This is a genomic window from Rhodanobacter denitrificans (assembly GCF_000230695.2).
Lineage (GTDB): Bacteria > Pseudomonadota > Gammaproteobacteria > Xanthomonadales > Rhodanobacteraceae > Rhodanobacter > Rhodanobacter denitrificans.
The window spans coordinates 3,761,660-3,773,989 of sequence record NC_020541.1 but is presented as its reverse complement, the minus strand read 5'-3'; the positions used below and the strand labels follow the sequence as shown (position 1 = coordinate 3,773,989).

The following is a 12,330-nucleotide window of genomic DNA, read 5'->3' as shown; positions in this document are numbered from 1 at the left end:
TCAGCGCCGCCGCCGGCGCCATGCGATCAGGCCGCCGGCCAGCAGCAACAGCAACGGCAGCACGACCAGGAAACCGATGCTCAGCGCATTCAACTCGGCCTGCGAGATTTCCAGCAGCCGGTCCGGCGCACCGCGCGGCGGCAGCTCGACCAGCTTGTCGTCGCCCAGCAGCCAGTCGAACACGCGCTCGCCCAGCGCGCGGTTGCCGCCGTTGCCGAGGAAAGTGTTTGAGAGGAAATCGCCATCGCCGATCACCACCGCGCGCTGCTCGCTCTTGTCCGGGCTGGGCGACAACCGGCTCAGCGCGAAGCCGAAGTCCAGCGGCCCCTTCAGCTCGCCGGCGTCGGCGTCGTAGCGGATGTCCGAGGGCTTGCTGTTGTCGATCGGCTGGAACTCGGTCCAGCTCTGCGTGCCGGAGCGCAGGAACGGCTTGACCGCCCAATCGCCCTGGCTCAGCTGGGCCAGCGCGGAGGCCTGCGGGAACAGCGTGGTCAGCGTGAAGCCGCGCGTGATTGCCTGCGGCGGGTAGCTGCCCAGCGCGATCAGGCGCGGGTCGCCCACGCCCAGCGCGGCGCCGGAACCGTCGACCAGCACGCCCGGCAGCACGCGCACGCCGAACGCGGCGGCCAGCGGCGCGAGGCCGAGGTCGTCGTTGGACGGCTCGCTCAGCCACAACAGGTTGCCGCCGTTCTGCACGTAGGCAACCAGCGCCTGCACCGCGGCCGGCGGCAGCGCCAGGCTCGGGCTGGCCAGCACCACCAGGTCAGTGTGCTCGGGCACCGCCGTCACTTGCGCGAAATTCAGCGGCACCGCGCGCATGCCGCGCGCTTCCAACTGGGTGATGAAGGTGCCGAGGTCGGCGTTGGCCTGGCCGTCGGCGCGCCGTTCGCCGTCGCCGGTGACGAAGGCCACGATGCGGTCGCTGCCGCGCAGCAGGCGTTCCAGTGCATTGGTGAGGCTGCGTTCGGACAGCTCGTCCAGCCGTTGCTCGCGGCCCTTGTAGTGCAGGATCAGCGCGCCGTCGACGGTGATGCCCAGCTCGCGCATCTTCGCCGGGTCCAGTTGCGGGTCGACGAAGCGCAGCGTGAGGTCGCTCTTCACCGCCTGGTAGCGCTGCAGGAAACCGGCCACGGTCTGGCGCAGGTTGCCCTGCGGGTTCGCGTAGCTGACGATTTCCACCGGGCCGTCGAACCTGGCCAGCACCGCGCGGCTTTCCGCCGACAGGCTGGTGCGACCGTTCGCGGTCCAGTCGGCCTGGTGCGCGTAGCGCGTGCTGAGGTAGCCGATCGCCGCGGCCGCCAAGACCAGCAGCAGCGCGAACAACCAGCCGTCCAGACGTCTGAACAGTGCGCCCATCAGTTGCGCTCCTTGTCGGCCGCCAGCCGGCACGTGGCCAGGGCCAGCGCCAGCACGATCAGCAGCGCGAACCAGACGAGGTCGGCGCTGGAGACCAGCCCGCGCAGCAGCGGCTGCAGGTGCGTGCTCATCGCCAGCCAGTTGATCGCGCCGCCGTTGATGCCGGCCAGCTGCGCGCCCAGGTTCACGCTCCACAGCGCCAGCGCGATCACCAGCGCGGCGGCGGCGGCCAGCGCCGGATGCGAGGCGAAGCTCGAACAGGCCACGCCGATCGCGGCCAGCGCGGCCAGCATCAGCGCCAGGCCCAGCGTGGCGGCGGCCAGCTTGCCCCAGTCGAAGTGCGTGGCGTGCATCAGCGCCAGCGGCATCGCCAGGGTCAGCGCCAGCCACAGCAGCAGCCAGCCCAGCACCGCCAGGTACTTGCCCAGCACGATGCGCGAGGCCGGCACGCCCGCGGCGAACAGCAGCGGCAGGGTGCCGTTGCGGCGTTCGCCGGCGAGCGTCGACATGCTGAGCAGCGGCACCACCAGGAATGCCAGCTGGGCCAGTTGGGCCAGCAGCGGCACGCCGACCAGGTCGGTGAAGCCGGGCCCGTCCGGCAGCGCGGCGCGCTGGATCTGGCCGGCCAGGAAGCTGCCCAGCAGCAGGGTGAAGTTCCATGCCAGCCAGGCCAGGGTCAGCGCCGCCAGTACCCAGGCCAGCGGACGCACCAGCAGCCGGCGCCATTCCAGTCGCGTCACGGCGACGGTGTTCGCGAAAGCGTGGCTCATGCGGCGCGTGCCGGTGCGGTGCTGCCGTTCATCGCGATCCCGAAAAAGGTTTTCTCCAGCGCGGCATGGTCGTCGGCGCGCACCGGGCCGTCGTGGCGCAGCGCGCCCTCGTGCAGGATCGCCACGCGGTCGCACACCGCGGTGACCTCGGCCAGCAGGTGGGTGGACAGGATCACCGCGGTGCCGGCCGCGGCCTGCTCGCGGATCAACGCGCGCAGCGCGGCGACCTGCACCGGGTCGAGCGCGTTGGCCGGTTCGTCCAGCACCAGCAGGGCGGGGCGATGCAGCAGCGCGCAGGCCAGGCCGAGGCGCTGGCGCTGGCCCTGCGACAGCACGCCGGCCAGGCGCCGGGCCAGCGGTTGCAGTTCCAGCCTCTGGATGATCGCGGTGCGCGCCGTGCGCAACGCGGCGCCGTGCAGTCCGCGCAGGCGGCCGTGCGCGTCGAGATGCTCCTCGACGCTGAGCTCGGCCCACACCGGCGCGCGTTCCGGCAGCCAGCCGATCCGCGTGCGTGCCGTTTCCGGGTGTTCCAGGAAATCCTCGCCGTTCAGCTCGATGCCGCCGCTGTCGGGGCGCAGCGCGCCGGCAATCATCGACAAGGTGGTCGACTTGCCGGCGCCGTTCACGCCGAGCAGGCCCAGCACCTGGCCGCCTTGCAGCTCCAGGCTGAGATCCTGCACGGCGGGGCGGCCGGCGCGGCGACGGCTGAGCCGGTGCAGGCGCAGGACGGCAGGGGATGAATCGGCAGGCGGCGAGGTCATTGCGTGATTGTCACGGCGCCCCCATCGTTAAACAACAGGCGCGCGCCACGGACGCGGATAACGTCACCTTAGCGTTCCGCTCTTGACCGGCTGCTATGATTCGTGGTTCGCCGTGCTGGCGGGTATGGAAACCCACAATCTACACTGTCTCCATCCCTCACCCGGTGCTTTCCATGCTCGACGCTGTACTCGATTTCCTGATCAACGGCCTCACCGGCGCAAGCTGGGGCCAGATGCTGGTCTACATGCTGGTCGTGACCCAGCTCACCATCTTCACGGTGACGCTGTACCTGCATCGCAGCCAGACCCATCGCGGCGTGGATTTCCACCCGGCGCTGGCGCACTTCTTCCGTTTCTGGGGCTGGCTGACCACCGGCATGGTCACCCGCGAATGGGTGGCGGTGCATCGCAAGCACCACGCCAAGGTCGAGACGGCGGAAGACCCGCACAGCCCGATGATCTACGGCATCAAGAAGGTGTTCTGGGACGGCGTCTCGCTGTACCGCGACGCCTGCGCGTCGAAACAGGACATGGAACAGTACGGCCGCGGCACGCCCGACGACTGGGTCGAGCACAAGCTCTACGGTGCGCACCCGTATTGGGGGCCGACCCTGATGCTGCTGATCGACCTGGCCCTGTTCGGCGTGATCGGTGCCTTGCTGTGGGCGGTGCAGATGGTGTGGATCCCGTTCTGGGCCGCCGGTTTCGTCAATGGCATCGGCCACTGGTGGGGTTACCGCAACTTCGAGAGTGCCGACACCGCGACCAACCTGGTCCCGTGGGGTTTCTGGATCGGTGGTGAAGAGTTGCACAACAACCATCACGCGTTCCCCAGCTCGGCCAAGTTCGCGCTGCGCAAGTGGGAGTTCGACATCGGCTGGGCGGCGATCTGCGGTCTGCGCGCGGTGGGCCTGGCCAAGGTGCTGCGCGTGGCGCCGTCGCTCGATGTACGTCCGAACGTGCGCCTGCCCGACGCCGACACGCTGAAGGCGGTGCTCACCCACCGCTTCCAGGCGATGACCGACTACTACCGCGGCGTGATCCTGCCGACCATCAGTGACGAGGCACAGCATGCCGGCGAGAGCCTCAAGTCGATGCCGCGGCGCATGCGCCGTGCGCTGGCCGACGGCGGACGCTGGCTGGACAACGAGGGTCGCGAGCGCATGCAGGCCGTGCTGGCTAGGCGCCCGACGCTGAGGACCGTGTGCGATTTCCGCAACCGCCTCGCCGCCTTGATGGAGCAGCGCGGCGCCGAGCAGGCGCTGAAGGGCCTGCAGCAGTGGATCGTCGAGGCCGAGCAGAGCGGCATCCGCGCGCTGCAGGAGTTCGCGCAGCGGCTCAAGGGCTACAGCGTCGCGACAGCCTGATTCGTCCGGCGGCACAACGGTTCGACAAAACCCGCCTTCGTGGCGGGTTTTGTTTATTTGGGTCTGCGGGGAGGCTCGAATAATCTCCGAACTTCGTCATTCCGGCGAAGGCCGGAGGAGCTTTTCAACAGCGAAGCTGGTCATCCATCGGGCCTTGCGCAAGGCCACATGGACGACGGGTTTGCCGCGGCGCGTCGGCCGCGCCATCCATCCGAGCAAAAGAAAACCCGCCACGAGGGCGGGTTTTCCTGGAGGCATCAGTATCGCTGTTGCGGATGCAGTGGCAAGAGCAAGAGCGATCCCTGCCTTCGCAGGGATGACGTTCTGACAGAGCCGCTCGCGCGCAGCGCGGGCGGGTCAGAACGTCACTTGATCTTGCCTTCCTTGTAGATCACGTGCTTGCGCACGACCGGATCGTACTTCTTGAACTCGAACTTTTCCGGCGTGTTCTTCTTGTTCTTCTGCGTGGTGTAGAAGTGGCCGGTGCCGGCCGAGGAGATCATGCGGATCTTGTCTTGCGATTTGTTAGCCATGGCTCAATCCTCAGACCTTTTCGCCGCGGGCGCGCATCTCGGCAATCACGGCCTCGATGCCATTCTTGTCGATCGTGCGCAGGGCGTTGTTGGAAACGCGCAGCTTGATCCAGCGGTTCTCGCTGGGCACCCAGAAACGACGCTCATGCAGGTTGGGCAACCAGCGGCGACGAGTCCGGTTGTTGGCGTGCGAGACATTGTTGCCGCTCTGCACACCCTTGCCGGTGACTTGACATACACGGGCCATGACGACCTCCGTAATTTGGTTTACTGACACCCGTTGGCCAGGGTGTGATCGGCCCAGCGGCGCCATGCGCCACGCGATGCTGGAGTTGTCGCAACGCGTGATCGTGAGGTCCGTACCGCGTGGCGGACCGCCCGGAAACACCGGGTCGACAGAGGCGAGCCGCGTATTCTCGCAGAAAAACAAGGTCGTGCGCAATCTTCCGGGCTCGCGTCGGCGTCTGCCGGCGTGCGCGCTGCGGGGATGTATGGAACAATCAGTCTCTTTTGTACACACGACCCAGACCCGAGGAACCCCCGATGGCACAAGAGATCACCAACGACCAGGCCAACGGCCAGGCCAGTCAGCCGCAGCTGGTGATGCAGAAGATCTACGTGAAGGACGTCTCCTTCGAGGCGCCGAACGCGCCGCAGATCTTCCAGGAGATCGGCGACAGCGAGCAGCCGCAGGTACAGCTGAACCTGGGCCAGAAGGCCACCGACCTCGGCAACGACCTGTACGAAGTGGTGCTCAGCCTCACCCTGACCTGCACCATCGGCCAGCGCACCGCCTACCTGGCCGAGGTGGAACAGGCCGGCCTGTTCGGCATCGCCGGTTTCAGCGAGACGGATCATGCCGGCATCATCGGCAGCTACTGCCCGAACCTGCTGTTCCCGTATGCGCGCCAGGTGATCTCCTCGCTGGTGCTGGAGGGCGGCTTCCCGCCGTTCCTGCTGCAGCCAATCAACTTCGACGCGCTGTTCGCCGAGCAGCAGCGTCGCATGATGGGTGGCGACGACGCCCCGGCCACGCTCAACAGCTGAGCCGTGCCCATGGCTGAAAACCCGAAGCTGACCATCCTCGGGGCCGGCTCCTGGGGCACCGCGCTGGCGGCGCTGACCGCGCGCAACGGCGTGTCGACCACGTTGTGGGGGCGCGACCGCGCGGCGCTGGCGGCGATGGCGGCCAGCCGTCGCAACCAGCGCTACCTGCCGGACATCGAGCTGCCGGCCGAGCTGGCCTACGAGGCCGAGCTGGCCACGGCCGTGCGCGGCGCCGGCATCGTGCTGATCGTGGTGCCCAGCCACGCGTTCGCCGCGATGCTCGACGAGATCGCGCCGCTGCTCGACGCCGGCACCGCGATCGCGTGGGCGACCAAGGGCTTCGAACCGGGCACCGGTCGCTTCCTGCACGAGCTGGTCGCCGAGCGGCTGCCCGGTCGCGCCGCGGCGGTGGTCACCGGCCCGTCGTTCGCCAGGGAAGTTGCCGCCGGCCTGCCCAGCGCGGTCACCGTGCATTCGGATGACGCGGCGTTCGCGCAGCAACTGGCCGGCTTGCTGCACGCGCCGAACCTGCGCGCATATTCCGGCGGCGACGTGCTCGGCGCCGAACTCGGCGGGGCGATGAAGAACGTGCTGGCGGTCGCCACCGGTATCGCCGACGGCATGCAGCTTGGCCTGAACGCCCGTGCCGGCCTGATCACCCGCGGCATGAACGAGATGCTGCGCTTGGGCGTGGCGCTGGGCGCGCGGCCGGAAACGCTGATCGGCCTGTCCGGCCTGGGCGACCTGGTGCTGACCTGCACCGGCGACCTCTCGCGCAACCGCCGGCTCGGCCTGGCGCTGGGCCAGGGCGTGGCGATCGACGAGGCGGTGCGCCGGATCGGCCAGGTGGTGGAAAGCATCCTGACTGCCGACGAAGTGGCGCGGCTGGCCGACAAGCACGGCCTGGACCTGCCGATCAGCGCCGGCGTGCGCGCGGTGCTGCACGGCGAGGTCACCCCGGTGGACGGGCTCAAGGCGCTGATGGCGCGCGAGCAGAAACCGGAATACCCGCACGGCCTGTTCGGCACCGACTGATCCGGCGGCGCGCCGCCCGCGCCTTCGGCGGTCGCATCGTGCCCCTGCGCTGCTAAGCTCAATGTTTTGGTCGTCGCCACGGACCGCATGCGCATGCAGCAACCGGACGGGAAACAGCACGCCGCCGCCACGCCTTCCGGCGAGGACGAGGCCCTGCCGCAGGCATGGCGGCGCTTGCTGGCGGCGCCGAAGCCGGCAGTGGCCGACGAGCACGGCGTGCTCGGTTTCTTCCTGGAAGTGATGCCGGAGGAAGGCGCCGCCTTCGCCCGGCTGGACGTGGCGCCGGTGCTGCTGGCGGTGGCCGAGCACGGCCGCTACGCGCGGCCGGTGCCGCTGGACAGCCGGCACCTGGCGCAGTCGCCGCTGCCGCCGCACGAGCAGCGCCTGGCCGCGACCATGCTGGGTCTGCCGCAGAGCGTGCGCAAGGGCCGCAGCTACGCGCGCCTCGGTGGCCACGTCGGCGACACCCTGCTGGCCGAGATCCTGGACACCGCGCCATGTTTCCTCGGCGGCCTGGCCGGGCTACGGCTGTCGCGCGGCAAGTCGCACCCGCTCAACTGGCACTGGCAACTGGAACCGGACGGCAGCCAGCGCCTGCTGCCGGTGCTGCCGCACAGCCAGCGCCTGCTGCGCATCGACGGGCTGTGGTGCCTCGATGCCGAGCGCGCCACGGTGGGCCGCTTCGACGCGGCGGTCGAGGAAACACGCTGGCTGGAGTTGCCGCCGCTGAAGCACGAGCACGGCCGCCGCCTGCGCAACCGCCTGGCCGGCAGTCGGCTGGCCACGCGGGTGCCGTTGCCGCTGGTGTTCGATGAAGTGCGTCGCTCGGCGCTGGCGCCCAAACCGGTGCTGACCCTGCACGCACTGACCCGCCACGTGCGGCTGGCCGCCGGCACGCCGCCGCTGGGCTATGCGCGGCTGGCCTTCGACTACGCCGGCGAACGCCTGCCCGCCCGTGGCGGCGAGCCGCTGGTGCGGCGCGTGCGCAACGGGCAACTGGTCGAGATCACCCGCCGCCGCGCCGAGGAACTCAGCGCGATGGAGCAGCTCGAGCGCGCCGGACTCACCCCCGGCGTGGATACCGAAGGCCTGCCGTGGGATGTGGCCGAAACCCTGCCCGACGACGCCTGGCTGTTTCCCGGCACCGGCTACGCCGGCGCGCTGGAGGTCAACACGCCGGCACGCTGGCTGGCGCTGCGGCCGAAACTCGAGGCGGAGAATTTCCAGGTCGAGTACGCGCCGAGCTTCCCGTTCGAAGTGCTGGAAGGCCCGGTGCACTGGTACGGCCAGGCGGTGGAAGATGCCGACGACCATGCCTTCGACCTGGAGATCGGCATCGAGCTGGATGGCGAGCGGCACAACCTGCTGCCCGCCGTGGCGCAGGCGCTGGCCGAGCACCAGTTGAACCTGCGTCCGGCACCGAACGAGCCGGAAGACGCCGTGTGGTACGCGCCGGTCGATGCGCGCCGGCGCGTGCCGGTGCGCCTGAAGGAACTGCGCGGGCTGCTGGCGCCGCTGGCCGAGTACCTGGAGAAGCCGCGCCAGAAGCTGCATCTGCCGCGGGTCCAGGCCGGCCGGCTGGAAGAACTCGTCGCGGCGATGCCCGGCGGCAGCACGCTGGAGGCGGCCGAACCGCTGCTCGGTTTCGCTGCGCGCCTGCGCGACGCCGCCGAGCGTGCCAGCGACGCGGTGCCCGACGGGCTCACCGTGGAGCTGCGGCCGTACCAGCGCGAGGGCCTGCGCTGGCTGAACGCGTTGGCCGAGGCCGGCGTCGGCGGCGTGCTCGCCGACGACATGGGCCTGGGCAAGACGCTGCAGCTGATCACCCATCTGCTGTCGCTGAAACAGGGCGGCGCGCTGACCCAGCCTGCGCTGATCGTGGTGCCGACCAGCCTGATCCCGAACTGGCAGTCCGAGATCGCCCGCTTCGCGCCGATGCTGCACGTCTTGACCCTGCACGGGCCGCAGCGCGCCGAGGAGTTTGCCCAGCTCGGCGCGCAGGACATCGTGCTGACCAGCTACGCGCTGTTGCCGCGCGACGTGGTCGCGCTGCGCAAGCAGCCGTTCGCGCTGATCGTGCTGGATGAGGCGCAGCAGGTGAAGAACCCGCGCACGCAGGCGCGCCGCGCCCTGCTCAGCCTGCGCACGCCGCGCTACGTCTGCCTCACCGGCACGCCGCTGGAGAATCACCTTGGCGAGCTGTGGTCGCAGGTCGATCTGGCGGTGCCCGGCCTGCTCGGCGACGAGAGCGCGTTCCGCCGCTTCTACCGCATCCCGATCGAGAAGCAGCACGACGAGGAATGCCAGCAGCGGCTGAACCTGCGCATCGCGCCGTTCATTCTGCGCCGGAGCAAGGCGCAGGTGGCGAAGGAGCTGCCGCCGAAGACCGAGATCACCCGCCGCGTGGTGCTGGAAGGGCGGCAGCGCGATCTCTACGAAGGCCTGCGCCTGTCGCTGGCGGAGGAACTGCGCGAGGTGATCGCGCAGCGCGGCATCGCGCACTCCGGCATCGTGGTGCTGGACGCGTTGCTCAAGCTGCGCCAGGTCTGCTGCGACCCGCGGCTGGTGAAACTCGAAGCCGCGCGCGGCGTGCACGAGTCGGCCAAGTTCGAGTTGCTGATGGACATGCTGCCGGCGCTGCTCGACGAGGGCCGCAGGGTGCTGCTGTTCTCGCAGTTCACCGGCATGCTGAAACTGATCGCCGCCGAGCTCGACCGCCGGCGCATCCGCTACGTCACCCTGACCGGCGACACCCGCGACCGCGCCGAGCCGGTGCAGCGTTTCCAGAACGGCGAGGTGCCGCTGTTCCTGCTCTCGCTGAAAGCCGGCGGCGTGGGCCTCAACCTCACCGCCGCCGACACCGTGATCCACTACGACCCGTGGTGGAACCCCGCCGCCGAGGCACAGGCCAGCGACCGCGCGCACCGCATCGGCCAGGACAAGCCGGTGTTCGTGTTCCGCCTGATCACCTCGGGCACGGTGGAAGAGCGCATCGAGCAGCTGAAGGAGCGCAAGGCCGAACTGGCCGCCGCCGTGCTCGAAGGCGGCGGCAGCCGCGAGAAGCTCAGTTTCGACGAAGGCGACCTGGACACCCTGCTGGCGCCGGGCTGATCTCGCGTCACGACGACGGCGGCAACCGCGTGCGCAGCAGCGCGTCCACCGATTGCTGCCATTCCGGCGAGCCGGGCTTGGACTGCGGCGCTTCCTGGCCCAGCTTGTCCTGTACCGCCTGGTTCCATGCGTCCGAGCCGCGGGCCGGGCCGTGGCCGTCGTCGATGTGCAGCGACTGATCGACCCATGCGTACCATTCGGCCGAGCCGAGCACGGCGTTTGTCGATGCGGGCCGGCTGCCGTCCGATGGCGGCGCCGGCGAGGGCGCGCACGCGGCGAGCAGCAGGGCAAGCGGCAGGCTGGCGACGAGGCGGCGCATGGGTGGCTCCTTGATCGACTGCCGCCGAGCCTACCGCGGGCTCGTGCGCGGGTGATTAATTTTTCATGACGCCTGGCGGCATTGTTCAACGCGGCCGCTCAATCGCGTGCGGCGACCTCGTCGATGTGCCGCAGCAGATCGGCCGGATCGCCGTACACGCGGAACGCGCCGGACTGCTGCAGCTCGGCGTGGCCGTAGCCTCCCGAGAGCAGGCCCACGCCGAGCGCGCGGGCGCGCTGCGCGGCGAGCATGTCCCACACGCTGTCGCCGATCACCAGCGACTGCTGGATGTCCACGCCGAGCCGTGCGGCGGCGGCAAGGAACAGGTCCGGGTCGGGCTTGGCGTGGCGCACCTGGTCGCGCGTCACCACCGGCACCTTCGACGGGTCGACGCCGAGCGCCTGCAGGTTGGGCGCGGCGGTCTCCATCCGTCCGCTGGTGGCGATCGCCCATGGAATCTGCTGTTCGGTGAGGTAGTCCAGCAACGCGCGCGCGCCGGGCAGCGGCCGCACCGAGCCCTGCGCGTGCTGGCGGTTGAACGCCTCGGCATGCCACTGGCGCAGGCGGTCGAGGCGCTCGGCGGTGATTTCCAGTCCGGTCTCGCGCAGCAGGATGTTGGCGAACAGGCCGCCACTCATGCCGATCTTGCGGTGGATGCGCCACACCGACAGCTCCACGCCTTCGCGATCGAGCGCCTCCTTCCACGCCAGCACGTGCTGGTAGACGCTGTCGATCAGGGTGCCGTCGAGGTCGAACAGGAAGGCGGTCTCATGGCGGGGCATGGGTTTCTCCGTGGGCAGGTCAGCGCAGCAGGTCGATCTTGCGCAGGCCGCGCCGGATCGCGTCGAGGTTGCCGCCGGCCGGCCAGCCGACCACGGTGTCGACGACGGTGCCGTGGTCGAGGAAGTAGAACACCGGAGTCTCGACGCGCTCGACCATCGGCAGGCTGGCGTCGTCGTAGGCGATGCCGAGCCGCAGCGCGGGGTGCGCCTCGTTCCAGTCGCGCACGGCGTCGAAGGCGGTGACCTCCTCGGGCGGCGCCACCCATTGCCCGTGGTCGCGGAACAGCTCGCGCAGCAGCGGGTCGGCCTCGATGTCGCGCGCGGCGTTGGCGGAGAAGTGGCAGCCGGTCGAGGCCAGCACGATCACCTGTGCCGGCGCGCGGAGGTTGAAGCGGAAGCGCACCAGTTCGCGCGTGCGTGTGCCCGGCGTGACCACCCACAGGCTGGGCTGGCCGTTGCGGATGCGGCTGAACGTGTGCATCGACGGCGGCGGGCTGCGCTGGATGTCGGGGTGGGCGGCCAGCAGCGTGCGCGCCTCGTCGTCGCGGTGCGCGACGAGCAACGCGTCGTAGAGATCGCTGGCGTGCGGACGGTCGACACGCCGGCGGCGCTCCAGTTCGGCGAAATCGCGGCGCAGGTCGGCGAGGTAGTCCGGTCGGCCGGTGGTCTGGAAGGCCAGCGCCGCCGCGCGGAACAGGAGCTCCGCGTCGCGGTCGCCGAGCGCGGGCCGTTGCGCGTCGGTCTGTGCCGGCGCGAAATCCGCGGCGTAGCTGCGCGCGATGGCCTGCGCCGGTGCGGCGGCGTGCTCCGCGGCGGCCAGCAGGCGGTCGTAGGCGGCTTCCAGCGTGCCTGCCGCGTCGTCGTGCGTGGCCGCGCGCGGCGCGCTCAGCGCATCCAGGTCGATGGCGTAGTCTTGCGCGCCGAACAGGCGCAGCAGGGTATAGGCCTGCCCGCGGGTGAGTTCGTAGCGCAGGTCGGCGAGACGCATGCCGCCCAGGCCGTGCTCGCGGTACACCAGGGTGTCGAGGAAGCGGCGCCGGGCGCCGGGCGTCAGCCAGTTCAGCGGCGAGTTTTCAGGCGGCGTATCGCGCACATAGGCATCCAGCGCCGTGCGCGAGGTGATCGGCGTGGCCGGGATGGCCAGTGCCGCGTTGCGGGTGACGCCGGTATCCTGCGCCGGCGCGGCGAGCGGCAGCGCCAGCAGGCCCGGCAGCCACAGCAGGCGGGCGACGGTGGCGCAGGGCATACG

12 protein-coding genes are annotated in these 12,330 nt (G+C 70.1%); 4 read left to right on the top strand and 8 right to left on the bottom strand.

Annotated elements, in window-relative coordinates; all coding sequences use genetic code 11:
• From R2APBS1_RS17260 to R2APBS1_RS17250, 3 genes are read right to left on the bottom strand one after another with little or no spacing between them, the layout of a single operon-like run.
• A complete protein-coding gene (locus tag R2APBS1_RS17260; protein ID WP_015448900.1) occupies positions 1–1,356 on the bottom strand; it encodes a GldG family protein in 1,356 nt (451 codons plus the stop codon).
• Positions 1,356–2,126: an ABC transporter permease gene (locus tag R2APBS1_RS17255; protein WP_015448899.1), complete on the bottom strand. Its 771-nt coding sequence runs from the start codon at positions 2,124–2,126 to the stop codon at positions 1,356–1,358. The genes R2APBS1_RS17260 and R2APBS1_RS17255 overlap by 1 nt, the downstream gene beginning before the upstream one ends.
• The gene (locus tag R2APBS1_RS17250; protein ID WP_015448898.1) at positions 2,123–2,887 is read right to left on the bottom strand and encodes an ABC transporter ATP-binding protein; all 765 of its coding nucleotides are present in this window, start codon (positions 2,885–2,887) and stop codon (positions 2,123–2,125) included. Before R2APBS1_RS17250 ends, R2APBS1_RS17255 begins: the two co-directional genes overlap by 4 nt.
• A 173-nt stretch (positions 2,888–3,060) precedes the next feature.
• Between R2APBS1_RS17250 and R2APBS1_RS17245 the strand changes: the two genes are divergently transcribed.
• Positions 3,061–4,254 carry a DesA family fatty acid desaturase gene (locus tag R2APBS1_RS17245; protein WP_015448897.1) on the top strand — a complete coding sequence of 398 codons (1,194 nt, stop codon included), beginning with the start codon at positions 3,061–3,063 and terminating at the stop codon, positions 4,252–4,254.
• A gap of 365 nt (positions 4,255–4,619) precedes the next feature.
• Here the strand turns inward: R2APBS1_RS17245 and rpmG are convergent, their stop codons facing one another.
• Positions 4,620–4,787: a 50S ribosomal protein L33 gene (rpmG, locus tag R2APBS1_RS17240; RefSeq protein WP_007513765.1), complete on the bottom strand. Its 168-nt coding sequence runs from the start codon at positions 4,785–4,787 to the stop codon at positions 4,620–4,622.
• Positions 4,788–4,797: 10 nt separating this feature from the next.
• On the bottom strand, positions 4,798–5,034 hold the full coding sequence (gene rpmB / locus R2APBS1_RS17235; protein WP_007513766.1) for a 50S ribosomal protein L28: 237 nt from the start codon (positions 5,032–5,034) through the stop codon (positions 4,798–4,800).
• Positions 5,035–5,330: 296 nt separating this feature from the next.
• On the opposite strand from rpmB, the gene secB reads away from it, so the two are divergent.
• The 3 genes from secB to R2APBS1_RS17220 all read left to right on the top strand — a co-directional run bounded on the left by secB (position 5,331) and on the right by R2APBS1_RS17220 (position 9,980).
• Entirely contained in the window at positions 5,331–5,834 is a 504-nt protein-coding gene (gene secB, locus R2APBS1_RS17230; RefSeq protein WP_007513767.1) for a protein-export chaperone SecB, read from the top strand.
• A gap of 9 nt (positions 5,835–5,843) precedes the next feature.
• On the top strand, positions 5,844–6,869 hold the full coding sequence (locus tag R2APBS1_RS17225) for an NAD(P)H-dependent glycerol-3-phosphate dehydrogenase (protein WP_015448896.1): 1,026 nt from the start codon (positions 5,844–5,846) through the stop codon (positions 6,867–6,869).
• A gap of 93 nt (positions 6,870–6,962) precedes the next feature.
• Positions 6,963–9,980, top strand: coding sequence for a DEAD/DEAH box helicase (locus R2APBS1_RS17220; RefSeq protein WP_015448895.1), 3,018 nt, complete (start codon positions 6,963–6,965; stop codon positions 9,978–9,980).
• 7 nt (positions 9,981–9,987) lie between these two features.
• Here R2APBS1_RS17220 and R2APBS1_RS17215 read toward each other — a convergent pair whose 3' ends face one another.
• The 3 genes from R2APBS1_RS17215 to R2APBS1_RS17205 all read right to left on the bottom strand — a co-directional run bounded on the left by R2APBS1_RS17215 (position 9,988) and on the right by R2APBS1_RS17205 (position 12,327).
• Positions 9,988–10,299, bottom strand: coding sequence for a hypothetical protein (locus tag R2APBS1_RS17215; protein ID WP_015448894.1), 312 nt, complete (start codon positions 10,297–10,299; stop codon positions 9,988–9,990).
• Positions 10,300–10,397: 98 nt separating this feature from the next.
• Positions 10,398–11,081 carry an HAD family hydrolase gene (locus tag R2APBS1_RS17210; protein WP_015448893.1) on the bottom strand — a complete coding sequence of 228 codons (684 nt, stop codon included), beginning with the start codon at positions 11,079–11,081 and terminating at the stop codon, positions 10,398–10,400.
• Between the two features lie 19 nt (positions 11,082–11,100).
• Complete coding sequence (locus R2APBS1_RS17205; protein ID WP_015448892.1) at positions 11,101–12,327, bottom strand: hypothetical protein; 1,227 nt, start codon at positions 12,325–12,327, stop codon at positions 11,101–11,103.
• Between the last annotated feature and the right edge of the window lie 3 nt (positions 12,328–12,330).